Annotated in this window: 25 protein-coding genes; 17 read left to right on the forward strand and 8 right to left on the reverse strand. The window is 57.7% G+C overall.

Features of this window, described 5'->3' with window-relative positions; genetic code table 11:
* Window positions 1-63 precede the first annotated feature (63 nt).
* On the forward strand, window positions 64-363 hold the full coding sequence (locus QLG07_RS13520) for an I78 family peptidase inhibitor (RefSeq protein WP_048917012.1): 300 nt from the start codon (window positions 64-66) through the stop codon (window positions 361-363).
* Between the two features lie 56 nt (window positions 364-419).
* Here the strand turns inward: QLG07_RS13520 and QLG07_RS13525 are convergent, their stop codons facing one another.
* The 3 genes from QLG07_RS13525 to QLG07_RS13535 form a co-directional block, all read right to left on the reverse strand.
* Window positions 420-953 carry a protein disulfide oxidoreductase gene (locus tag QLG07_RS13525; protein ID WP_099753606.1) on the reverse strand — a complete coding sequence of 178 codons (534 nt, stop codon included), beginning with the start codon at window positions 951-953 and terminating at the stop codon, window positions 420-422.
* A 92-nt stretch (window positions 954-1045) separates the two neighbouring features.
* Entirely contained in the window at window positions 1046-1291 is a 246-nt protein-coding gene (locus tag QLG07_RS13530; protein ID WP_048917011.1) for a biofilm development regulator YmgB/AriR family protein, read from the reverse strand.
* 206 nt (window positions 1292-1497) lie between these two features.
* Entirely contained in the window at window positions 1498-2169 is a 672-nt protein-coding gene (locus QLG07_RS13535) for a MarC family NAAT transporter (protein ID WP_048917010.1), read from the reverse strand.
* Window positions 2170-2600: 431 nt separating this feature from the next.
* On the opposite strand from QLG07_RS13535, the gene QLG07_RS13540 reads away from it, so the two are divergent.
* Window positions 2601-2807, forward strand: coding sequence for a cold-shock protein (locus tag QLG07_RS13540; RefSeq protein ID WP_048917009.1), 207 nt, complete (start codon window positions 2601-2603; stop codon window positions 2805-2807).
* A gap of 210 nt (window positions 2808-3017) precedes the next feature.
* Window positions 3018-4235 carry a multidrug efflux MFS transporter gene (locus QLG07_RS13545; RefSeq protein ID WP_048917008.1) on the forward strand — a complete coding sequence of 406 codons (1218 nt, stop codon included), beginning with the start codon at window positions 3018-3020 and terminating at the stop codon, window positions 4233-4235.
* On the opposite strand, the gene QLG07_RS13550 is transcribed toward QLG07_RS13545, so the two are convergent.
* On the reverse strand, window positions 4232-7315 hold the full coding sequence (locus tag QLG07_RS13550) for a beta-galactosidase (protein ID WP_282469431.1): 3084 nt from the start codon (window positions 7313-7315) through the stop codon (window positions 4232-4234). The genes QLG07_RS13545 and QLG07_RS13550 overlap by 4 nt on opposite strands.
* 284 nt (window positions 7316-7599) lie before the next feature.
* Here QLG07_RS13550 and QLG07_RS13555 point away from each other — a divergent pair, with 284 nt between their 5' ends.
* The 5 genes from QLG07_RS13555 (at window position 7600) to QLG07_RS13575 (ending at window position 11529) form a co-directional block, all read left to right on the forward strand.
* A complete protein-coding gene (locus tag QLG07_RS13555) occupies window positions 7600-7758 on the forward strand; it encodes a hypothetical protein (protein WP_282469432.1) in 159 nt (52 codons plus the stop codon).
* Between the two features lie 206 nt (window positions 7759-7964).
* Window positions 7965-8228, forward strand: coding sequence for an anti-adapter protein IraP (gene iraP / locus QLG07_RS13560; protein ID WP_099753604.1), 264 nt, complete (start codon window positions 7965-7967; stop codon window positions 8226-8228).
* Window positions 8229-8398: 170 nt separating this feature from the next.
* Window positions 8399-8704, forward strand: a complete 306-nt coding sequence (locus QLG07_RS13565) for a PsiF family protein (RefSeq protein ID WP_282469433.1) — start codon at window positions 8399-8401, stop codon at window positions 8702-8704.
* 219 nt (window positions 8705-8923) lie between these two features.
* Window positions 8924-9835, forward strand: coding sequence for a lipid A hydroxylase LpxO (lpxO, locus tag QLG07_RS13570; RefSeq protein WP_048917005.1), 912 nt, complete (start codon window positions 8924-8926; stop codon window positions 9833-9835).
* Window positions 9836-9996: 161 nt separating this feature from the next.
* The gene (locus QLG07_RS13575) at window positions 9997-11529 is read left to right on the forward strand and encodes an FAD-dependent oxidoreductase (RefSeq protein WP_253538516.1); all 1533 of its coding nucleotides are present in this window, start codon (window positions 9997-9999) and stop codon (window positions 11527-11529) included.
* Window positions 11530-11568: 39 nt separating this feature from the next.
* Here the strand turns inward: QLG07_RS13575 and proC are convergent, their stop codons facing one another.
* Complete coding sequence (gene proC / locus QLG07_RS13580) at window positions 11569-12378, reverse strand: pyrroline-5-carboxylate reductase (protein WP_282469434.1); 810 nt, start codon at window positions 12376-12378, stop codon at window positions 11569-11571.
* A 140-nt stretch (window positions 12379-12518) separates the two neighbouring features.
* Here proC and QLG07_RS13585 point away from each other — a divergent pair, with 140 nt between their 5' ends.
* Window positions 12519-12968 carry a YaiI/YqxD family protein gene (locus tag QLG07_RS13585; RefSeq protein WP_048917002.1) on the forward strand — a complete coding sequence of 150 codons (450 nt, stop codon included), beginning with the start codon at window positions 12519-12521 and terminating at the stop codon, window positions 12966-12968.
* A 42-nt stretch (window positions 12969-13010) separates the two neighbouring features.
* Here QLG07_RS13585 and QLG07_RS13590 read toward each other — a convergent pair whose 3' ends face one another.
* Entirely contained in the window at window positions 13011-13703 is a 693-nt protein-coding gene (locus QLG07_RS13590) for a DUF2076 domain-containing protein (RefSeq protein WP_187498934.1), read from the reverse strand.
* A 302-nt stretch (window positions 13704-14005) separates the two neighbouring features.
* Here QLG07_RS13590 and aroL point away from each other — a divergent pair, with 302 nt between their 5' ends.
* The 7 genes from aroL to ppnP all read left to right on the forward strand — a co-directional run bounded on the left by aroL (window position 14006) and on the right by ppnP (window position 19743).
* Window positions 14006-14530: a shikimate kinase AroL gene (aroL, locus tag QLG07_RS13595; RefSeq protein ID WP_282469435.1), complete on the forward strand. Its 525-nt coding sequence runs from the start codon at window positions 14006-14008 to the stop codon at window positions 14528-14530.
* Between the two features lie 134 nt (window positions 14531-14664).
* Window positions 14665-14856: a YaiA family protein gene (locus QLG07_RS13600; RefSeq protein WP_048916999.1), complete on the forward strand. Its 192-nt coding sequence runs from the start codon at window positions 14665-14667 to the stop codon at window positions 14854-14856.
* A gap of 322 nt (window positions 14857-15178) precedes the next feature.
* Window positions 15179-15964: an IclR family transcriptional regulator gene (locus QLG07_RS13605; RefSeq protein ID WP_191150344.1), complete on the forward strand. Its 786-nt coding sequence runs from the start codon at window positions 15179-15181 to the stop codon at window positions 15962-15964.
* A 203-nt stretch (window positions 15965-16167) separates the two neighbouring features.
* Window positions 16168-17727, forward strand: a complete 1560-nt coding sequence (locus tag QLG07_RS13610; RefSeq protein WP_282469436.1) for an OPT/YSL family transporter — start codon at window positions 16168-16170, stop codon at window positions 17725-17727.
* A 13-nt stretch (window positions 17728-17740) separates the two neighbouring features.
* The gene (locus tag QLG07_RS13615) at window positions 17741-18670 is read left to right on the forward strand and encodes a DUF1177 domain-containing protein (protein WP_048916996.1); all 930 of its coding nucleotides are present in this window, start codon (window positions 17741-17743) and stop codon (window positions 18668-18670) included.
* 4 nt (window positions 18671-18674) lie between these two features.
* Complete coding sequence (locus tag QLG07_RS13620) at window positions 18675-19352, forward strand: AroM family protein (protein WP_048916995.1); 678 nt, start codon at window positions 18675-18677, stop codon at window positions 19350-19352.
* Between the two features lie 100 nt (window positions 19353-19452).
* Entirely contained in the window at window positions 19453-19743 is a 291-nt protein-coding gene (ppnP, locus tag QLG07_RS13625; RefSeq protein WP_048916994.1) for a pyrimidine/purine nucleoside phosphorylase, read from the forward strand.
* Window positions 19744-19812: 69 nt separating this feature from the next.
* Here ppnP and rdgC read toward each other — a convergent pair whose 3' ends face one another.
* Complete coding sequence (rdgC, locus tag QLG07_RS13630) at window positions 19813-20724, reverse strand: recombination-associated protein RdgC (RefSeq protein ID WP_282469437.1); 912 nt, start codon at window positions 20722-20724, stop codon at window positions 19813-19815.
* Window positions 20725-20870: 146 nt separating this feature from the next.
* Here rdgC and mak point away from each other — a divergent pair, with 146 nt between their 5' ends.
* Window positions 20871-21776, forward strand: coding sequence for a fructokinase (gene mak / locus QLG07_RS13635; RefSeq protein WP_048916992.1), 906 nt, complete (start codon window positions 20871-20873; stop codon window positions 21774-21776).
* Between the two features lie 83 nt (window positions 21777-21859).
* Here mak and eat read toward each other — a convergent pair whose 3' ends face one another.
* Entirely contained in the window at window positions 21860-23224 is a 1365-nt protein-coding gene (eat, locus tag QLG07_RS13640) for an ethanolamine permease (RefSeq protein ID WP_062818376.1), read from the reverse strand.
* Window positions 23225-23325: the final 101 nt, after the last annotated feature.

Below are 23325 nucleotides of genomic sequence, written 5' to 3' on the forward strand. Positions count from 1 at the left end.
GCGCAATCTGTTAATCTTTCAGCAGAAATGCCGGTTATCTAAGCAAAAAGAGGAGCAGAAACAGTGAAATTTTATGGAAAAGTTGCCGTGATAGCAGCGCTGGTTGCGCTGTCGGGATGCCAGTCCGCTGGGCATAAAAGCGCAGACGCAGGTGCGCCTGTAGACCCGGAGATGGATCGCTGTGGTGCATCGCAGTATCAGCAGTATGTCGGTAAACCGCTGTCGGCCATTGAGTCGCTGCGTTTTGAAAATGCGGTGCGCGCCATTCCGTATAACTCAGCGGTGACGATGGACTTTAACCTGAACCGTATCAATTTTATGGGCGATAAAAACGGGACTATCAGCCGCGTTTACTGCGGTTAATTCTTCGCTCCGGGCTGGCCGCCGCGCGCGTCAGCCCTGTTAGCCTGCACCCCGACTCAGTAGTGCCACTTCCTTACCCACCATAAGCGCAGCCAGATGCCCGCCGAGCTGGTCCAGCCACTGGTGGTGCTTACCACCTGGCCTTTCGCCACGAGGATCAGGGTAGGCGTACTGCTGACCTGCCAGTGCGTTGCCAGCACGCCGCTGCTGTCGTTCACCACCGGCAGCGTCAGATGATGCCCATTGAGATAGCGCACGATGCTGATGTCATTGCCGGAGCGGCTGGCGACGGTCAGCACATTGGTGCGTTTGCCGTTTAGCCACATCATCATCGGGACGGTGTCATGACAGGCGCTGCAGCCGGTGCTCCAGAACCACACCAGCAGAGGTTTCTTCTCGCTTAGCTCGCCAGGCGTCAGGTCGCGGCCGTCAACGGTGTGCAGCAGCTGCTGAGCAAAATCCGCTGGTAGCTCGGGCGCCCGTAAAACATCAATCAGGCGGATGAGCAGGATCAACATCAGTACCGGCAGCAGTATAAACAGGCTGAACTTCTTAAATTTATTGATCAATTTGCTGTGCCAGTTACTCATTGCCGTCTCCGCCTGCATCCGGCGCTTATCTTAACGGGGCGAGAGTGAATGGCAATCGTCTGGCATGTAAACATACGTATAGGGCAAAAAAACTACTCATGGCCTTCCAGTATTTTTGCCAGCAGGTTGCGGTAACCCTGCAAAACGGACTCGTCGGCTTCCCTCTCCAGGCGCGCAATCACATTCGCTATGATGGCTTTATTACTGGGCGATTTTCCGGACTGCATCAGTTCCATCATGATCACTTCCAGCAACTCACTCTCTTTTGGCGCATGAAACGATGGGCTGTTGAAGTAGTCAGTGATGGCGCGCCCGGCGCCGTGTAGCTGATGACTCATGGTAAACCTCCGCAAAAGCGCCATCGGTGGCCGCACGGCCACTGACAGGATCAGGTATTTAAGCGATAGACGTTGACCCGGGCCGCCAGAACAGCGGCCCGCCACTTGCCTGAAAAATAAACAGGTGGAGATTTTTAATACTGTAGATGGCGCAGGCGGGAATGCCAGTAACAAACAGAAATATTTTTACTCATGCTGCGACAAACTCAGGCAGGGTGGTAAGTGCCAATCACTTCGAGAATACCGTTGATCATAAACTGCACCCCCATGCACACCAGCAGGAAGCCCATCAGGCGTGAGATAGCTTCGATGCCGCCTTTACCGACCAGGCGCATGATTGCGCCGGAACTGCGCAGGCATCCCCACAGGATCAGGCTAACGGCGATGAAGGTCAGCACCGGGGCCACTGTGATAATCCATGGCGCAAAGGTGGTGCCGCTGTGGATAGTTGAGGCGGTGCTGATGATCATCGCAATGGTGCCGGGGCCTGCCGTGCTCGGCATTGCCAGCGGCACGAAGGCGATATTAACCACCTTACGTTCGCTCATCTCATCCAGCTTGTGGTCCGCTTCCACCGACGTTCCGGCCTGCTGCTGGGGGAATAGCATGCGGAAACCGATAAAGGCGACAATCAGCCCCCCGGCGATGCGTAAGCCGGGAATGGAGATACCAAAGGTATCCATCACCACGTTACCGGCGTAGTACGCCACGGTCATAATGATAAATACGTACAGCGAAGCCTGCGCCGACTGGCGGTTGCGCTCCTGGTAGTTCATATCGCCCGCCAGGCCAAGGAACAGCGCCACGGTAGTTAGCGGGTTAGCCAGCGGCAAAATTACCACTAGCCCAAGGCCTATGGCCTTCATCAGTTCAAACATCAGTGGGATCCTTTGCACACAAAAGAGGCGAAGCCATCATGCCTTAACCTCATGGGGAAGCGAAGAATAACCAGGTCACCAGCGTAAGATTTACCTTAAGATGGGGAATTGACTCACTTAGCGTTAAGACTATTCGTGAGCCTGCAGCGCAGGTTAACAATACGTTAAAATATTTTTTGTTTTAAATTAGAGAGTTAGAATTTTCATGGCTTTTTTATCATGCCGACGCTTGTACTGGGGGCGCGGTTATGAGTAAATGCACCTGTCGGTTTTGATACAGACCCACGTATGCGAGCAATTTTAGTAAAGCAGTCTTCAGTTCAAGCGTTATTTCAAGCTTCTTCCTGACTTCCTTCTGAGTGCCTCATAGTAATCCCTGTTGACGAACCCTGTGCCCACTGTGGCTTACTACAATTTTGAAGGAAAGACCCATGTCCCAGACTGGTTTAGTAAAATGGTTTAACGCTGAGAAAGGTTTCGGCTTCATTTCCCCAACTGACGGCAGCAAAGATGTGTTCGTACACTTCTCTGCAATCCAGGATTCAGGTTTCAAAACCCTGGAAGAAGGCCAGAAAGTTAACTTTACTATCGAAAACGGCCAGAAAGGCCCAGCAGCTGCTAACGTAACTGTTGCCTAAGTCCTCTTTCCGCTCCGGCGGTAACAGAACTTAGTTCGAAGTAAAGAAAACCCGCCCCCGTGGCGGGTTTTTTGCGTTTTGACCCCGCCAATAGAGTCGTTTGCTAACACTATTCTGCTGCTGCCCGCTGGATAAGTGACTGACGCCTGCCGTGAGTGTTGTTACACTTGTGTTTCGCTTCTCGCCACTACAGGTCGTTCACACAGCACGATGGAATCCTGGAAGATTAACCTCATCTCTGTCTGGTTCGGGTGTTTATTTACCGGGCTGGCGATCAGCCAGATTATCCCTTTTCTTCCGCTCTACGTTGAGCAACTTGGCGTCACCGATCCCAGCGCGCTGACGCTGTGGTCCGGCCTGATTTTCAGTATTACCTTCCTCGTTTCTGCCATCGTCTCACCGATGTGGGGCAGCCTTGCCGACCGTAAAGGCCGCAAGCTGATGCTGCTGCGCGCCTCGCTGGGAATGGGTATCGTCATTTTGCTGCAGGCGTTTGTCACCAGTGTCTGGCAGCTGCTGGCGCTGCGAGCGCTGATGGGGTTGACCTCCGGTTACATTCCGAATGCGATGGCGCTGGTGGCGGGGCAGGTGCCGCGTGAGCGCAGCGGCTGGGCGCTCAGCATGGTGACCACGGCACAAATCTGCGGGGTGATAATGGGGCCGCTGATGGGCGGGCTGCTGGCGGACTGGGTGGGTTTACGCGCAGTGTTCCTGATCACCTCCGCACTGCTGCTGGTGAGTTTCCTGATTACGCTGTTCCTGATTAAAGAGAACGGCCAGCCGCGGGTGAAAAAAGAGAATAAGCTGAGCGGCAGCATGGTATTTCATACCCTCAGCCGTCCCGGGCTGATGATTAGCCTGTTTTTCACCACGCTGGTGATCCAGCTGTGTAACGGTTCAGTTAGCCCAATTCTGACGCTGTTCGTGCGCGAGCTGGAGCCTAACGTGCAGAACATTGCCTTTATCAGCGGGGTTGTTGCGGCTATTCCTGGGGTTTCTGCACTGCTCTCCGCGCCAACGCTCGGCAAGCTGGGGGACCGCATTGGCGCGGAACGCATCCTGTTTGCCGCCCTGATCTTCTCGGTGCTGCTGTTTGTCGCCATGTCCTGGGCGAACAGCGCGGTTGAGCTGGGGATCCTGCGCTTCCTGCTGGGCTTTGCCGATGGTGCAATGATGCCAGCGGTACAGACGCTGCTGCTGCGTTACTCCAGCGACCAGGTAACGGGGCGCATCTTTGGTTATAACCAGTCGTTTATGTATCTTGGCAACGTCGTGGGGCCGCTGATGGGGTCGGGGATCTCGGCGATTGGCGGTTTTCGCTGGGTATTTGCGGCGACGGCGCTGGTGGTGCTGATTAACAGCGTGCAGCTGATTTGGGTCTATCGCAAATCCGCCCGGCGCAAAATCACGCCGGGCAGTTCGCCTTAGTCCGCGAGTTTAAAACTGACCTGATAGCGATACTGGCGTGCAGACAGCAGGAAGTCCGGGCTGACGCTCGGGCTCCAGGAGTCATCACCGCCGACCCCCATATGGAAACCATCGACAATCAGCCAGCTGCCCGGCTCGTCGCGCAGCAGGTGGCGGTGCGAGGTGTCGCGCAGCTGCTCCATGCTGTGACGGCCGATCGAGAAGTGAAACTCCCCGCTGAGATGCCAGTCGCCGTAGTCCAGCTGCTGCGTACCGCCGCGCAGGCCGTTTTCGCCCGGGAAAACATACGCGGTACTGAGCTGCTCTAACGGCAGCGTCCAGCGTGAGAACTCGGCGGCGAGCCTGCGGTCGGGGTAGTTCTCATGCGGGCCGAGGCCGAGCCAGCTGACGCTCTCCGTCACCGTGGCCAGCTGGCAGCGTAAGCCAATGCGCGCTGGCTGCGGCTGCCCGGCGGCGATATCCACTTCTACCTCCACCTGCATCTCTCCCTGAAGGTTAATGCGGTAGCACTTGCGGCTGAGGAAACAGAGTTCCCCGCCAGCCTGCCAGGCGTGCAGCGTGCGGATCTGCACGCCATCGCTCAGGGCATCGACCTGCATCTGCAGGAGCTGGCTCTCCAGCTGATAGTGCCCGGCGCGTTTCCAGCGCTCTACCCATGCATGAGGATCGATGCGCGTCACTTCGCTGATGCCGATATCGTTATCCAGCGGCGCACGCGCGAACAGATCCTGCAGCGGGAAGAGCAGCATAGGCTGGCCGCCGCGCAGCCACTGTAGTAGCTCTCCGCTCTCCTGGCTGAACTGCCAGCACTGCTCGCCGTGCGTGACTTCCGTCAGCAGCGCATGCTGTTCAACGCGCGGCACTTCACCCGTCACCGGGAGCGGTGGGAGTGTCAGCGCGGCGGGCAGACGCCAGCCGTCCCACGCGACCCGCTGTCCGGCCGGAGACCAGGCAGTGGCGGTCGGCTGGATAACCTCCACCCGCAGCCACAGTTCACCAGCCAGCGGCGGAAGCTCTGCCAGCGTCAGCGTGGTGCTGCCCTCTGCGGCCAGGTCGAGGGCCACTTCTCCTTCAGCCACCGCGGTGCCCTGATGCTCAATACGCCAGCGCAGCAGCTCGTTGTCGCTGTGACGGAACAGATATTCGCTGCGAATACCCACGCTCAGCGGGGCCGTGCTCTCCAGCGTGAACTGGAAAAACTGCTGGGCGCGCTGCGCTTCATACAGCGCCGGATGCGGCGTGCGATCGGCGAAAACCAGCCCGTTCATGCAGAACTGGCGGTCGTTAGGCGTATCGCCGAAATCGCCGCCGTAAGCCTGCCACTGCTGGCCGTCGGCATCGGTACGCGTCAGGCTCTGGTCTACCCAGTCCCAGACGAAGCCCCCTTGCAGCCGGGGATACTGACGAAACGCCTGCCAGTAGCGGTCGAAACCACCCAAGCTGTTGCCCATCGCGTGGGCGTATTCGCACAGGATCAGCGGACGCGTCTCTTCCGGCAGGCCGATCCACTTCTTGATCGACCATTTGGGAACGGCATCAAACGGCTGATCCTGATCGACGCGCGCGTACATCGGACAGAGGATATCGGTCGCCGCCGTGTCGGCCCCGCCGCCTTCATACTGCACCGGGCGGCTGGGGTCGTGACTTTTGATCCAGCGGTAGAGCGCGTCGTGCGTGCTGCCGTGGCCCGATTCATTGCCCAGCGACCAGATGATGATGCAGGGGTGATTGCGGTCGCGCTGTACCATGCGCGTGACGCGTTCGCTGAAGGCGTTAAACCAGCTGGGATCGTCAGACAGTCGGTTCATCGGCTGCATGCCGTGCGTTTCGATATTGGCCTCATCAACCACGTAAAGGCCGTAGCGATCGCACAGGCGATACCACAGCGGATGGTTGGGGTAGTGAGAGCAGCGCACCGCGTTGAAGTTGTGCTGCTTCATCAGCAGGATATCTCTGACCATGGTGGCCTCATCCATCACCTGGCCATGCTGCGGATGATGTTCGTGACGGTTGGTGCCGCGGATCAGCAGCGGCTTGCCGTTGAGCTTCAGCAGCCCGCCGCTGACTTCCACCTTGCGGAAGCCCACATCGTAAGCTTCGGCTTCCAGCAGCGCACCGCTGGCATCCAGCAGGGCCACCACTGCGCGGTAAAGGTGCGGAGTTTCAGCGCTCCACAGCAGCGGCTGTTCCACCTGTAGCGACAGCCGGGTGCGATCGAGGTAGCGCCCGCGTTCATCAATCACCGCGCTGCCAAACGCCTGCTGCTGCTGCGCAATCAGCTGCTCGCCGCGCCACAGCGTCACCTGGGCCTGACAGGCGCTGGCGTCATTCAGCGAAGCGACCGCCAGCACCTGCAGCTGCGCGGATCGGTAGCCGGCGCACAGCTGCGTGTCGATCTGCACGCAGCTGAGCTGTACGGCGGGCTTATGCAGCAGGCTAACGTCGCGGAAAATCCCGCTCATGCGCCACATATCCTGATCTTCAAGGTAGCTTCCGTCACACCAGCGCAGTACCAGCACCGCAAGGCGGTTTTCCCCGGCGTGTAGCGCCCGGCTGAGGTCAAACTCTGCGGGCAGGCGGCTGTCCTGCGAATAACCGATAAACTCACCGTTGCACCACAGGTAGAAAGCAGAATTGACGCCGTCAAAGATGATGCGCGTCTGGCCACCGCTAAGCCACTCAGCAGAGCATTCAAAGGTGGTGGAGTAGCAGCCGGTCGGGTTGTCGCAGGGCACAAAAGGCGGATTGACCGCAATCGGATACTGCACATTGGTGTAGATCGGGGCGTCATAGCCAGAGAGCTGCCAGTTGGAAGGAACCTGCTGGCGGTCGGCCGACGGCAGATCGCCGAGCGTCCACTCATCCGGAACCGCCTCAGGGCAGGCAAAATAGCTAAAACACCACTCGCCATTGAGCGAATGCAGCGACGGGCTAACTTCCTCGTCACGCGCCGACTCCACGCTGCGCCAGCTGGCAAAAGGCGGATGGGCGGGCAGGCGGTGAAGCTGAGTCACTGCCGGGTTTTCCCAATGGCGCTGCGAAAGCAGCTGTTGCAGAGAGAGCGGGGCGCGTTCTGTCATGAGATTAACCTCTAAAATGTTATGCGCTCACATTGAGGCCGCATGACGATTTTGTAAAGATAAAAGGCGGGGCGATGCGAGAGCGATCGCAAGATTTATCACTGTAGAAAATCCGTTAATGTTGCCACTGATGCAGGGTTGCGGCAGGAAAACCACAGCAAAACGTTAAGTGTAGAAACGCCCTGTTAATAGCGCGTGGAAGCAGAGAATTCTGCATTGTGGCGGGCCTGAGCCGCGCTTACTATCAGCGCAAAGGGTCCTTAACGTCGTATTGAGGTTTGATGATGGTGAGTATTATTAGAGCAGTGAGTATTGTGGCGCTGGTGGCGGCACTGAGTGGATGTCTGTTCCCGCCTCCGGGCGGCGGTGGCGGTGGTGGCGGCTGGGGCGGACCTGGCGGCGGCAGCGGACCTCATGGTGGTTTCAGCGGCCCGCGCGGCTAACTTTATCGGGGGCCTGTTTTGGCCCCCGTTTTTTTAGGGCCAGCAGCCGAAAAATAACGCGTCACAATGAGCGAAACGTTTCGCCATTATTTAACAACTTTCCTCCCTTTGATCTGCGCTTAAGTCGCGAAAAAATAACGCGAATACAGGTTTTCTTTTTTCAAATCTGGTGATACCGTCTTGCTTTAACTTGCTGAGACAGTCGCATGAAAAACCTCATTGCAGAATTGCTGGTCAGACTGGCGCAAAAAGAGCAGGAATCGAAAGAACTGGTCGCTCAGGTCGAAGCGCTTGAGATTGTCGTCACTGCACTGTTACGCAAAATGGACGGCGGCCAGCTTCAGCAGATCAATGACAGCATCTCCGAAGCGATGCAGACCGCGTCCGTCACGGTCGAACCTGAGCTTTCTGAAGATATGTCACTGCTGGAAAATTACATTCAGCGCCTGCTTAACCACCCCCGCCAGTAATCTTCTTTATGCACGCGGTGCTCACAGGTCTGTGGCAGCGGGCAACGGGCGAGAAATAAAGCCTTCGTCTTATTCATTTCCCTTAAAATTTACGCAAAAACCCCTCGCCGAAAACAAAACTCATGCCACACTTTATTGTGTCGATATAACAATAATGGGATGGGATACGCATGAAAGTTCAATTAATGCTGGCGGCGGCTCTGCTGTCACTGACGGCGGCAGGCTACGCCAGCGCGGCCGAAAAAACCGCACAACAGCAAAAAATGACGGTGTGTAATCAGCAGGCGGGTGAAAAATCCCTGAAAGGGGATGAGCGTAAAACCTTTATGAGCGGCTGCCTGAAGAAGGACAGCAAAATGGATGGCATGACGCCGCAACAGATGAAGATGAAAACCTGTAATGCCCAGGCCGGCGATAAAATGTTGAAGGGTGACGAGCGTAAAACCTTTATGAGCAGCTGCCTGAAAAAAAGTTAACTCATGCGGGCGATCGAACGGTCGCCCGATTTTCCCCCGCGCTTTAACTAAACTAATCCTAAACCGCAGCGGGTTAAGTACGCTTATTGCTGCTTTCGGCACGCTGAGTTAAGAAAAATCCCATTTTTGCACTAAAATATTCGGATCTTTTTTTCGACACCCTCATGAGTCAGTCAGACTGTCTTGGATCGTGTCGCGTGCAACCTAAGGATTCGTTGTATGGTGGCTTTAATCATTATCGGCATCTTTATTATTAGCGTGATTTACGCCCACTCGCGCGGAGTGGTTAAACAAAAGCTGTCGCGCCAACTATTTGACCACTCTACTTTTATGGCACCGGTAAATATGTTTATGACCGGCCTGTCCTCACTGCCTGCGAAACAGCCCTATTTCGATAACGCTGCGTTCCCCGAATTACAGAAAATTACCGATAACTGGCAGGTTATTCGCGAAGAAGCGGTGCGCCTTCAGGACCATATTAAAGCTGCGCAGTCGCATAATGATGCCGGTTTTAACACCTTTTTTAAGCGCGGCTGGAAGCGTTTTTATCTGAAATGGTATGGCGATGCTCACCCCTCGGCACGCGAGCTGTGCCCGGTGACCAGTGAGCTGCTGAGCCAGATCCCGTCGGTCAAAGCGGCCATGTTTGCCGAGCTGCCTGCCGGAAGCCATCTGGGTAAACATCGCGATCCCTATGCCGGATCGGTGCGTTACCACCTGGGGCTGCAGACACCGAATGACGATCGCTGCTTTATTGATGTGGACGGTCAGGTACACAGCTGGCGCGATGGTGAAGCGGTGATCTTCGATGAAACCTATGTCCACTGGGCACAAAATGCTAGCGAGCAGACGCGTATCATCCTGTTCTGCGATATTGAACGGCCGATGAAGTGGCGCTGGGCGCAGGCGGTGAACCACTGGGTTGGCACGGCGCTGATGTCGGCGGCGGCCTCTCCCAATGATGATAACGACCGCGTGGGTGGTATCAACCGCATCTTCAAGTACGTTAACGCGGTGCGTGATGCCGGGCAGAACCTGAAAAAGCGCAACCGCGCGCTCTATTATGGGATCAAGCGCACGCTGATCGTGCTGATTTTTGCGCTGATTATCATTCCGAGCGTTCTGATGTAGGCGCATCGACATATTTGGTTAAACATTTAAAAAAGGCGGCTAACCAGTGAGTTAGCCGTTTTTTTTTATACCTTATCGTTCGAACAGTTGCCAACGAGCCCCCGCCTGCCAGGCTTAAGATATTGATACATTTTGTGTGGATATAGCAAAAGGAGAGCTGGGTGAGTTATCAAAACGTTCTGGTATTAAAAGATCTGGCAGAGAATAAACCGCTGAAAGCGCCGGTTGGCGACACCGACATTTTGCTGATTCGCCAGGGCGATGAGGTCAAAGCGTATCAGAGCGAGTGCCCCCACTCCGGCGCCCCGCTCGAGGAGGGTGCGGTCTATCAGGGAACGCTGACCTGCCCGTGGCACAAAGCCACTTTCTCCCTGCTTGACGGTGCGCTGTGTGAACCGCTGGCGCTCAGCGATCTGAAACGCTATCCGGTGCGGGTGGAGAACGGCATGATCCAGGTGGATCCGCAACCGATGCCGCCGCTCGCCACTTTCAGCGCGGGTGACAGCAAGCCGGTCTTTGTGATTCTGGGGACGGGCGCGGCGGGCAGTGCCGCCGCCTGGACGCTGCGCCGTGAAGGGTTTGATGGGCGCCTGGTACTGGTGGACCGCGAATCAGAGGCGCCCTATGACCGCACCGCGCTGACCAAATTTGTGCCGTCTGGAAAAATGAAAATCAGCGAAGTTCCTGCGATGCTCGATGACGACTTTTTCCAGTATGCAGAAAGGTTGCAGGGTAATGTCGAACAGCTCGACAGCCGCCAGCAGCTGCTGCGCTTTGCAGATGGCAGCACGCTGCAGTATGACAAACTGCTACTGGCCAGCGGTGGTCTTCCTCAGCGCCCCGACATTCCCGGTAACGCGCTGGCAGGGGTTCACGTTCTGCGCAGCATTGAACAGTGCGCCGCGGTGATGAAGGCCGTGGAGCAGCAGCGTAAGCTGGTGATTATTGGCAACAGCTTTATCGGCATGGAGCTGGCGTCGGCACTGCGCGCCCAGGATATCGCGGTGCAGATCGTCGCCCCGCAGCCGCTGCCGTTTAAAGCCCAGTTTGGCGAGCAGCTGGCACGCTTTTTCCGCGATCTGCATCAGCAGAACGGCGTAGAGTTTATCACTGACGAAGTGGCTGAGCTGACCGCCGAGAACGGACACGTCAGCGGCGTGCGGCTGAAAAGCGGCCAGCAGATTGCCAGCAGCGTGGTGGTGCTGGCGACCGGCGTTACGCCGGGCTGCGGTTTTATCCACGATATCGCTCTGCAGGACGATGGCAGTCTGGCAACCGATGAAGCGCTTCAGGCCGCTAAAAATGTCTGGGCGGCAGGTGATATCGCCAGCTATCCGGCGGAGGAGGGCCTACAGCGCATTGAGCACTGGCGCGTGGCGCAGCAGCAGGGAAGGATTGCTGCCAAAAATATGCTGGGTGCCGGCGAGGCATTTGACCGCGTCCCCTTCTTCTGGACGGCCCAGTTTGGCACGCGCTACGAATATCTTGGTCATGCGGAAAAATGGGATGAAGAGCGGCTGATCGGCTCGTTAAGCGATAAAACGTTCGTCATGCTTTACGGGCAGAAAGGCAAGCTGGCGGCGGTGGCCTCCTGCGGGTGCTATACCTTTACCGCCGAACTGGTGCAGCGAATGCAGCAGCCGATGACGCTGGACGCGGCGGAGCAGCTCAGCCGGGCGCATCTCTCAGCCTGAACAGCGCAGCCAGCGGGTAACCCCGCTGGCTGCGTTTTTTTACTGCTTGCTCATCTGCTCGGATTTCGCCATGCACTGCTGCATCGCTTCCATCACCGCCGAGCGGAAGCCTTTCTGCTCCAGCACTCTTACTGCTTCAATGGTGGTGCCGCCCGGTGAGCACACCATATCTTTCAGTTCGCCCGGATGCTTGCCGGTCTCCAGCACCATTTCCGCTGCGCCTTTCACCGCCTGTGCGGCAAACTGGTAAGCCTGAGCGCGCGGCATCCCGCCCAGCACGGCCGCATCGGCCATCGCCTCAATAAACATAAATACATAGGCCGGGGCAGAACCGCTGACGCCGACCACCGCGTGGATCAGGTACTCCGGTACCAGCGCCGCTTTACCGAAGCCGCTAAAAATCTCCACTACCACATCGGCCTCTTCTTTGGTCACCAGTACATTGGGGGTGACCGAGGTCATGCCCTCGTTGACCAGCGCGGGGGTGTTCGGCATAACGCGCACGATTTTACGGTCGTGGCCAAGCACCGAGGCCAGCGAGTCCAGCGTCACGCCCGCGGCAATCGAAACCACCAGCGTCTCTTTATTCAGGCTGCCCGCAATATCTTTCATCACCGACAGGATCGCATTAGGTTTTACCGCGCCGAACAGAATATCGGCCTGCCCGGCCACTTCGGCTGCGCTCTCTGCCGGGGTGATGCCATACTGTTTCTGCATCGCCAGGTTGGTTTCGGGCTTGTGGTCAAATACCCAGATATTCTCCGCTCTGACCTGCCCGGCGGCGACCAGGCCGGCTATAATCGCCTTCGACATATTACCGCAGCCAATGAAGCCAATTTTCTTGTCCATGAGATTCTCCCTGCTAATTCTGTTTACGAAGTTGGCGTGATGCCATCCCCACACCTTAACTGGATCAGATTAAGTTTGCCATTCGGCAAAAGAATGGGAAGATCGCGCTATTCCCGACTCAATATTATAAGGAAATGGCGATGCCAATCTGGGTGGATGCCGATGCGTGCCCGAAAGTGATCAAAGAAGTGCTGTACCGTGCAGCCGAGCGTGAGCAGATGATGGTGACGCTGGTGGCGAATCAGGGGCTGAGCGTGCCGCCATCGCGCTTTGTGCGCACGCTGCGCGTTCCGGCGGGCTTTGACGTGGCCGACAACGAAATTGTGCGCCGTGCGGAAGCGGGCGATCTGGTGATCACCGCCGATATTCCGCTGGCGGCCGAAGTGATGGAGAAGGGCGCTATTGCGCTGAATCCGCGCGGTGAACGCTACAGCGAAGCCACTATTCGCGAGCGGCTAACCATGCGTGACTTTATGGATACCATGCGCGCCAGCGGGGTGCAGACCGGTGGGCCGCCGGCGCTCAACCAGCGCGATCGTCAGCAGTTTGCCAATGAACTGGATAAATGGTTACAACAGCAGCGTAAGTAGTGGCGAGACCCTCTCCCGCCGGGCGGGAGAGGGTGTTAGCGGTCAGACAAAGTTGTCGTCATCAAAATCATCGCCAAACGCATCATTGCTGAAGTCGTTATCGCTGGCGTAATCCTGCTGCAGGCCGTTATCCTGGCTGAGGAAGGACTGATTATCCCCGCCGTTAAAGGTATCGAGATTATTATCAAACTGCGGGTCCGGCATCGCCGGTTCGTTAATGATATTTACAATCTCTTCCGGCTGCGAGTGGTGGAACATGCTGGTCAGCATATCCGCCATCACTACGCCGCCGGCAACGCCGACCGCCGTTTGCAGGGCGCCGCCAAGAAAACCACGCCCGGCAGCAGGGGCCGCGGGCGCCTGGGCATAGGCGGGCTGCTGCTGTGGCTGGGCGGGCGCATTTCCCCACGCTGATTGCGCAGGCTGCTGGACCGGCTGCGGCTGCGAACGGCTGCCGCCGCCAAACAGCCCGGAGAGGAAACCGCCGCTGTTCTGCTGGGGCTGCTGGGCCTGTGCCAGCTTCGCTTCCAGCTCACTCACCCGGCTGTTAAGCTGCTTCATTGCCGCTTCCTGGATCAGGATAGCCTGCGCCATGTAGTAGGGCGCGCCGGGTTGCGCTTGCACCTGCTGCTGGATCAGTTTTTCCGCCGCGGCGTCGCGCGGGCCGGAGTGTGACTCTGCCTGTTTTAAGCGGGTAAACAGGCTTTCGATCAGTTGTTGTTCTTCGCTCTGCATGGGGTTCCTCCGAAAACGGGCGATAGGTTAATTCTGACTATCCGCCGGTGAAAGTAAATGCTGTCGGAGTAAGGAAATGTTGCACCCCCTTACGCGGCTTGTTTATAGTGTAAAGTAAATGATACAACTGTAATTTTATTTTAAAAACATCGAGTTATTGAGGTTTTCCTCCCTGCTTGCTGTACAGAAAACGTTACTGCTGGTCCCGGTGAATAATGTCCGGTATCATGCGTCAACGTTTTTCAATGTTTGCCCCTCGGTGCGCGATGACCCGCGTCGGAATCGTTAAGGAAGTGCCTGTTATGTCATTACCCATTTATCTGATCGGCGCACGTGGCTGCGGTAAAACCACCGTGGGTCAGGCTCTTGCTCTGGCATTAGGGTACGCTTTCTGCGACACCGATCATTACCTCCAGCTCTCCAGCGGCCAGAGCGTATCGGACATTGTCAGCGCCGAAGGGTGGGAAGGATTTCGCCGTCGTGAAACCCTCGCTCTGAAAGCCGTTACGCAGCCGGGGACGGTGATTGCCACCGGCGGGGGGATGGTGCTGGCCGAAGAGAATCGCCAGTTCATGCGCGAGCAGGGGCAGGTGGTCTATCTTAATGCGGATGCAGCGGTGCTGGCGGCGCGGCTGGAAGCCTACCCGGAAGCCGAACAGCGCCCGACGCTGACCGGGCGCCCGATTGCCGAAGAGATGGTCGAAGTGCTGGCGGCGCGTGATGCGCTTTATCAGCAGGCGGCGCACCATATTATCGATGCGATGCAGTCGCCAGAAGCGGTTGTCAGCCAGATCGTCAGCGCACTCTCCCTCGCTCGCGCCAGTTAACTTCGCCTTTTTCTCCCCCTCCTGCGCGATAAAGCGCTGTGCTTGTCTATACTTTGACAGTGGCCGGTTTGCTGGCCACGCCGTGAAAGGGATCTCTTTCGCGTGCTTTTTCTGACAGCCAAGAGGGGATGAGTATGCCAGGAAGACCGCCATATCCACGCGAAGCACATATTGTAGAGGTTGAAAAGGGCGCACCCGGCAAATCCGTTGTCTGGTATGAGCTGCGTTCTGACCATCCGAAACCTGACTCGCTGATCAGCGAGCATGAGAGTCATCAGGAGGCGCTGGATGCTAAAGAGCGCTATGAGGATGCTGAAAAAGAGTAATCCTCACTCCGCCCTGGCAGGGACGCCAGCGGCTGGCACACTATCACCTGGCGTTATTAATTATTTCTTTACCCGCAATTCTGCTAATTTTTCTCAATATGCATCGCAGCATATTTCGCTGGTCACGCCCGGGATCCCGCCATATATTTTTATTTTTTAATCTGCATCAGGGATAATAAATTCTCATCGCCCCGCGGCACCTGATTATCCTTTTTCCTCCCCTTAAAGCCGAATGAAATTAATCCTTGACCGCCAGGCGTACGCGCCGTAGGTTAAATTTATCAGAAACAGGAACAACAGTTCCTAATAGTGGAACTACCCGATGAGCACGCTTGAAAATGCTTCCGCCGTACTCAAACTGTTTAACCGCAGCGGCCTGACTCAGGGTCAGCCGGGGTTGACCTTTACTGATGTGGTTGAGGCATTAGGGTTACCAAAAAGTACCGTTTCGCGCCTGTTGTCGACGATGGAAAACGAAGGGCTGCTGGAGCGCGATGCGGAAACCCGCTGTTTCCATGTCGGGCGCATGCTGCTGTCGCTGGCCAGCCATTATCTCTCCACGCCGCTGGTCGATGGTGCCTCATCCATGATGGCGCGGCTGGCCGCAGAGTCCAGCTGTACCGGCTATATCTCGGTGCTGGAAGGGCGCGAGATTATGGTGATGCGTATGTTCCAGGGGCGGATGTTTATTCAGGTAGTGACCCCGCCGGGCAGCCGGTTACCGGCTGCGGAAACCTCGGTCGGCCGCGCCATTCTGGCACGCTACAGCGATGACTTCGTGCGCAAGCTCTATGCCGGAGCCTGGCAGGTGAGTTCCCCTAATTCGCCGCAAACGCTGGAGCAGCTGCTGGCCGAACTGGCGCGCATTCGTGAACAGGGTTATGCGCTGGCACGCAATGAGACCCTGCAGGGCATCAGCTCGCTTGCCACCACGATTACTAACAAACATCGGGGAGAAACCGTGGCGCTGTGCCTGTCGTTCCCTTCACAAAATCAGGAGCCGCCATACTCCTCCGCCACGCTGGATGCGCTGCAGATGGTCACGCGTCAGCTGGCAGGGAAATATGGCGATCTCGCCAATACGATGGCTATTTCCGCCACCGTGTAATCATCACCTGATATCCCCTTATGGATATCAAGTACGCCTCACCAGGGCATTAGCAGTACCGTCAATAATACAACATTCTAATAAGGTCCTCAGAGACCAGTGATAATAAGCAAAATATCCCCCCGCAGTATCGGGGGACTATTTTGCCACGGGCAAAAAACATCATTCCATCACCATCGGACAGGGTCTTTACCGGGGAAAATATGCGGCAGGATAATCCTTTAAAGGATGCTGGCACCATTGTGGTGCTGCTTCTACTTTCAGTGCTCGGCGCCATTATTGGCGTGCAGCTGTTAACCACGCTGGGCGTGACGCCTAACACCTCTATTATCGGCGCCCTGCTGGCGATGCTGCTGGCACGTATTCCTTTCAAAGCCTTCCAGCGCTATCGATCGATTCATACCCAAAACCTTGCGCAGACGGCGATCTCTTCTGCCACCTTCGGCGCCGCGAATAGCCTGCTGATGCCGATTGCCGTGCCGTGGGTTATGGGGCAGCCGCAGCTTATCCTGCCGATGTTTGTCGGCGTCAGTGCGGCGATGCTGCTGGATGCTTACCTGCTGTATCGCCTGTTTGATACCCGCGTTTTCCCGGCCAGCAATGCATGGCCACCGGGCGTGGCGGCGGCGGAAGCGATTAAAGCGGGCGATAAAGGCGGCAGCCACGCCTGGCTGCTGCTGGTCGGCGTGCTCGGCGGCATCGTCGGCTCAGTGCTGAAAATCCCGATGGCGGCCTTTGGTACCGCGTTTATCGGCAATATCTGGGCGCTGAGCATGTTTGGCATCGGCTTACTGTTACGCGCCTACGCCCAGCCGATTGCCGGAATTGATATCAACGCTAACTATATTCCGCACGGCGTGATGGTCGGCGCCGGGCTGGTGGCGCTGATTCAGGTGGTACAGGTGATCCGCAGCAAAAAGAGCGACACCACGGTTTACTCCAGCCCGGATACAGAGGTGCGCAAAGCGCTGGGACTGGGAACGGTGGGCTACCTGGCGATTGCTGCCCTGCTGGCGCTGAGCGCCGGGCTGTGGGCGCAGATGTCACTGCCGATGCTGCTCGCCTTCATCATCTATGCCGCCTTTGCGGCCTTTGTTCACGAGCTGCTGGTGGGCATTGCGGCGATGCACTCCGGCTGGTTCCCGGCTTTTGCCGTGGCCCTGATCACCCTGATCATCGGTATCCTGATCGGCTTCCCGCCGCTGGCGCTCTGCGTGCTTACCGGCTTCACCGCCGCCACCGGACCGGCGTTTGCTGATATGGGTTATGACCTGAAAGCCGGCTTTGTGCTGCGCGGGCATGGTCGCGATCTGCAGCAGGAGCTGTGGGGCCGGCGCATACAGCTGTTTGCCGCGCTGATCGCCTTTGTCGTCTCGATCCCCGTGGTGTGGTTCGCCCATGCCAGCTTTTTTAGTCAGGATCTGATCCCGCCGGTGGCGCGGGTGTATGCCAAAACCATTCAGGCCGGAGCGGAACCGGGTATCGCGCATAACTTACTGATCTGGGCGATCCCTGGCGCAGTGATCCAGCTGATCGGCGGGCCGAAGCGTCAGCTCGGCGTTCTGCTGGCGACCGGCCTGCTGATCTTCAACGCAATGGCCGGCTGGGCTGTGGTCACGGGTATCGTGCTGCGCCTGATCATCACCCGTATCTGGGGCGATCGCGGGCGTACGCCGATGGAAGTGATGGCCGCCGGATTTATTGCCGGTGATGCGCTTTACAGCTTTTTTAACTCCCTTTTCAGCAGCGGCACCAAACGATAATTAAGGTAACAACATGAGTTTGCAGCAGACTTTGCAGGTTTTTGAGCTACTGGATAGCGCCAGCGTCAGCGGGCAGGATGTCGCGGATCTGTTCAGCGGCTACCCGGGCGTTTGCGCCAGCGTTAAGCGCGTCAGCGGCCCGAAAGGGCAGACCGATTTCGTGCGCATCACCCTGGCCGGCAGCGCAGGGAAGAGCCGGGGGGGGACTGCTCCCACCCTGGGGATTATCGGCCGTCTGGGCGGCATTGGCGCACGGCCAACGCGTATCGGCATGGTGTCGGACGCCGATGGTGCGGTCGCTGCCGTCAGCAGTGCGCTGAAGCTGGCCGAGATGCAGCGTAAAGGCGATTTTCTGGCGGGTGACGTCATCATCACCACCCATATCTGCCCGAATGCGCCAACCCGCCCGCACGAGCCGGTCGACTTTATGGACTCGCCGATCGACGACGTCACCATGAACGATAATGAAGTGGTGCCCGGCACAGATGCTATTCTTTCCATAGATACCACCAAGGGCAACCGCATCCTCAACCACAAAGGGTATGCGCTGTCGCCGACGGTTAAGCAGGGTTATATCCTGCGCGTATCGGAAGACTTACTGCGCATTATGGAGATGACCAGCGGCCGTCCGGCAGTGACTTTCCCGATCACCACGCAGGATATTACGCCGTACGGCAACGGTGTGTATCACCTCAACAGCATCCTCCAGCCAGCCACGGCAACCGATGTGCCGGTGGTGGGGGTGGCAATCTGTAGCGAGTCGGTGGTTCCCGGTTGTGGTACCGGCGCCAGCCATGAAGTCGATATCGCGCTGGCCGTGAAGTTCGCGGTGGAAGTGGCAAAAGAGTTCGGACGGGGCAGCTGCGCGTTTTACGACGCCGAAGAGTATGCGCGCCTGCTGGCGCTGTACGGCAGCCTGAGCCATCTTAGCTCGCGGAATTAAGCTTATGAATCCCTCTCTGGTGACGTTGACGATTGGGCAGTCCCCGCGCACGGATATTATGCCGCTGCTGCTGGAGTACCTGCCCGAAGAACAGATTGCCCACTCCGGGCTGCTGGATGGCCTCACGCCCGGGCAAATTGCTGAGCAGTACGCGCCGTCAGACGGCGAGAAGGTGCTGGTCTCCAGGCTGACCGACGGCAGCCAGGTGACGCTGGCGGCGAGCAAAGTGGAGCGCGGTTTGCAAAAACGCATCCTGCAGCTGGAAGATGAGGGGTTTAGCACTATCCTGCTGTTATGCACCGGTGAGTTCGGCAAACTGTACGCCAGTGAGGCGATACTGCTGGAGCCGGACCGTATTATCCCGCCGCTGATCGAGGCGATTGTCGATGGTCATCAGGTGGGGATTGTGGTGCCGGTGGCCGAACAGATTCAGGAGCAGGCCAACAAGTGGAAAAACCTGACGCAGCCACCCTGTTTCGCCGTTGCCAGCCCGTATCTGGCCAGCGATGAGACGCTGATTGATGCTGCGCTGTCGCTGCAGGAACAGGGGGCAGATGTGGTAGTGCTGGACTGTATCGGTTATCACCAGCGTCACCGTGATTTCCTGCAAAAACTGTTGGGTATTCCGGTACTACTTTCGAACGTGCTGGTCGCCAAACTGGCGGCAGAATTACTGGTCTGAGTCACGATTGCAGCGGCTGATGCGCAATAGTGCGTGACAGCCGCTCAATTATGCCACTACACTGCCAGCTTACCTTTGTCTCTGATTTTAAGGAATTTATATGCTCAATGTTAGTGAGTATTTTGACGGTAAAGTGAAGTCAATTGGCTTCGAGAGCGCCACGACCGGCCGCGCCAGCGTTGGCGTGATGGCGGAAGGTGAATACACCTTTGGTACCGCTCAGGCGGAAGAGATGACGGTGGTCAGCGGCTCGCTGAAAGTGCTGCTGCCGGGTGAAGCCGAGTGGAAAAGATATGCGCCGGGTGAGGTATTTAACGTGCCGGGCCACAGTGAATTCCATCTGCAGGTGGCTGAGCCGTCTGCCTATCTGTGCCGTTATCTGAAAGATTGATAATGTAGCGGGTCGGGCATGCCCGGCCCCTGCGCGTACTGGCGACGCATGCGTCGCCAGCAAGGTCAATTAACGTTCGGCTTCCCCGCCCAGCGCTTCCACCGTATTGCTGATTAGCGCGGCCAGTTCGCCGGTCATCAGAATAAAGTCAGCATCAAAACGCCCGGTCACGTCTTCGCGGTCAATGTCGTCATTCTGCTCGCGCAGAATATCGGCGAACTTCAGGCGTTTGATAGAACCGTCGTCGGAGAGCACCATCTGGATGCGCTCCTGCCAGTCCAGTGCCAGCTTGGTGACCAGCTTGCCCGCTTCGATATGGTTGGCGATCTCATCGCACACCAGGTCCTGCTTCTTACAGCGGATCACGCCGCCATCTTCCAGAATCGCTTTCAGCTCGGCTTCATCCATCAGCGCGAAACCGGCAGGCAGCTCGCCAGAGCGCACCCACTCGGTCATGGTCAGCTCAATCGGGCTTTCCAGCGTCAGCGGCACCACCGGCAGTGACCCCAGGCTCTTACGCAGCAGCGCCAGCGTATCCTCGGCTTTTTTCGCGCTGGCACAGTCAACCATAATCAGGTTGTTCACGGTGTCGATCCAGACATACGTCTGGCTGAAGCGGCTGAAGGCACGCGGCAGCAGGCTGTGCAGCACTTCATCCTTCAGTGAGTCTTTCTCGGTTTTTTTCAGCTTGCGCGACTGCTCGGCTTCCAGCTTGCTGATTTTCGCTTCCAGCGCCTGTTTGATCACCGGCGAAGGCAGCATTTTCTCTTCTTTGCGCGCGCAAATCAGGATCTGGCCGTTAGTGACGTGGGTCAGATCTTCGCTGCGCGAACCGATCGGCGAGACCCAGCCGGTTTTCGACATATCCTGGCTGCCGCACGGGGTGAAAGAGAAAGCATCGAGCTGTTTTTCCATCTCGTCTGCTACCAGCGGAATGTCGCGACTAAGACGATAGACCATCAAATTTTTAAACCACAGCATGCTGCATTCCCTCTCTGTGCGCGCAAGAAGGCGCGCGAGTTCAAAGTCAGGGCGCATGATAGCGAATCGGCGGCGGGGTTTCATTGCCTTTCCGCCTGCCGCCTTCTAAGGTAGTGATCTCACCGTCAAATAATGAGGAATAACAAGTGCGTATTGGTATTGATTTAGGTGGCACCAAAACAGAAGTGATTGCCTTATCTGACCACGGCGAAGAACTGTTCCGCTACCGCGTCCCCACGCCGCGTGACGACTATGACAAGACCGTGGAGAACATCATCGGGCTGGTAAAGCGGGCAGAGCAGGAGACCGGGCAGCAGGGCAGCGTTGGGCTGGGCATTCCCGGCACGCTGTCGCCGTTTACGCGGCGGGTAAAAAACGCCAACTCCACCTGGCTGAACGGTCAGCCGCTGGATAAAGACCTGCAGCAGCGGCTGGGGCGCGAAGTGCGCATTGCCAATGATGCCAACTGCCTGGCGGTGTCGGAAGCGGTCGACGGTGCCGCTGCCGGTAAGCAGACGGTGTTTGCGGTAATCATCGGCACCGGCTGCGGGGCAGGCGTGGCGCTAAACGGCCAGGCGCACAGCGGCGGAAACGGCAACGCCGGCGAGTGGGGGCACAACCCGCTGCCGTGGATGGATGAAGACGAGCTGCGCTACCGCGAAGAGGTGCCGTGCTACTGCGGTAAGCAAGGCTGCATCGAAACCTTTATCTCCGGCACCGGCTTTGCCACGGATTACCAGCGGCTGAGCGGCATCGATCTCAAAGGCGCGGAGATTATCAAGCGGCTGGAGCAGCAGGACCCGGTGGCCGAGCTGGCGATGAGCCGCTACGAGATGCGGCTGGCGAAGTCGCTGGCGCACGTGGTGAACATCCTCGACCCGGATATGATCGTGCTGGGCGGCGGGATGAGCAACGTTGAGCGCCTGTATCAGACGGTGCCGCAGCTGGTGAAAAACTGGGTGTTCGGCGGCGAGTTTGCCACCCCGATCCGCCGCGCCGTCCACGGTGATTCCAGCGGCGTGCGCGGGGCGGCGTGGCTGTGGCCGTTGTGATCTGACGGGGCCCCCTACAGCAATGTAGGGGCGGACCCTCTTTTCCGGTCCGCCCGTAAGGCCGGTTAACATCGCCGAAACCGTTATTCGCCCTGCAGCATCACGTCGTGCGGGGCATTATCGCGGTGGCTTTTGGTCATCAGGAACCACAGATAGCCGATCGCCATCAGGCCGACAAAAACAGCGCCAATTAGCGCGTTAAACCACAGCATTGCGATCAGGCACACCACCGCCAGCACCAGCGCAATCATCGGCACCACCGGGTAACCCGGCGCGCGGAAGGTGCGCTCCAGCTCTGGCGCCGTGCGGCGCAGGCGGAACAGGCTCAGCATGCTCATGATGTACATCACGATGGCACCAAACACCGCCATGGTGATCATCGCCGCCGTCAGCGACATGCCCTGCAGGTTAATCCAGCCGTCGCTGAAGATGGCGACAATGCCGATCGCTCCACCGGCAATAATTGCGCGGTGCGGAGTTTGAAAGCGTGACAGCTTCGCCAGACCGCTTGGCAGATATCCGGCGCGCGACAGCGCAAAGAACTGGCGCGAGTAGCCAAGAATGATGCCGTGGAAGCTGGCAATCAGGCCGAACAGGCCAATCCACACCAGCATATGCATCCAGTTGGAATGGTTGCCGACGATCATTTTCATCGCCTGCGGCAGCGGGTCATTGATGTTAGACAGCGTGCGCCAGTCGCCCGCACCGCCCGCCATCAGCATCACGCCAATCGCCAGCACCACCAGCGTCAGGATCCCGGCCACATAGGCACGTGGGATGGTGCGCTTCGGATCTTTCGCCTCTTCGGCGGCCATGGCAGCCCCCTCAATCGCGAGGAAGAACCAGATAGCAAACGGGATCGCCGCGAAGATCCCCGACAGCGCAGGCATGCCGAAGTGCTCGCCGCCCGCCCAGCCGTTGGCGGCGAAGTTGGCAATGCTGAAGCCCGGCGCCACCACGCCCATAAATACCAGCAGCTCAAGCACCGCCAGCACGGTCACCACCAGTTCAAACATCGCTGCCAGCTTTACGCCAAGAATATTCAGCGTCATAAAGACGATATAGGCGCCGACCGCCGCATATTTCGGGTTCAGCTCCGGGTACTGCACGTTGAGATAGGCACCGATCGCCATGGCGATAGCCGGGGGCGCGAAGACAAACTCAATCAGCGTTGCCATCCCGGCAATCAGGCCACCGGTTTCGCCAAAGGCGCGGCGGCTGTAGGCGAAGGGACCGCCGGCATGGGGAATAGCGGTGGTTAGCTCGGTAAAGCTGAAAATAAAGCAGGTGTACATCAGGGCGATCATCAGCGTGGTCAGCAGGAAGCCCAGCGTACCCGCTACGCCCCAGCCGTAGCTCCAGCCAAAATATTCCCCGGAAATCACCAGACCTACCGCAATCCCCCACAAATGGATGGTGCCCAGCGTGGGTTTGAGTGTGCTCGTCATACCGTTATCCCCGTCATTATTGTGTTAGTGGGTCGATAATGCAGCTCCCCGAGGGGGGAAACTTGACGCGGGCGTGATGATTTCTGCGCGCTGCGGTCAAC

Origin of the sequence: Erwinia sp. V90_4 (assembly GCF_029967685.1) — a bacterium.
Lineage (GTDB): Bacteria > Pseudomonadota > Gammaproteobacteria > Enterobacterales > Enterobacteriaceae > Erwinia > Erwinia aphidicola.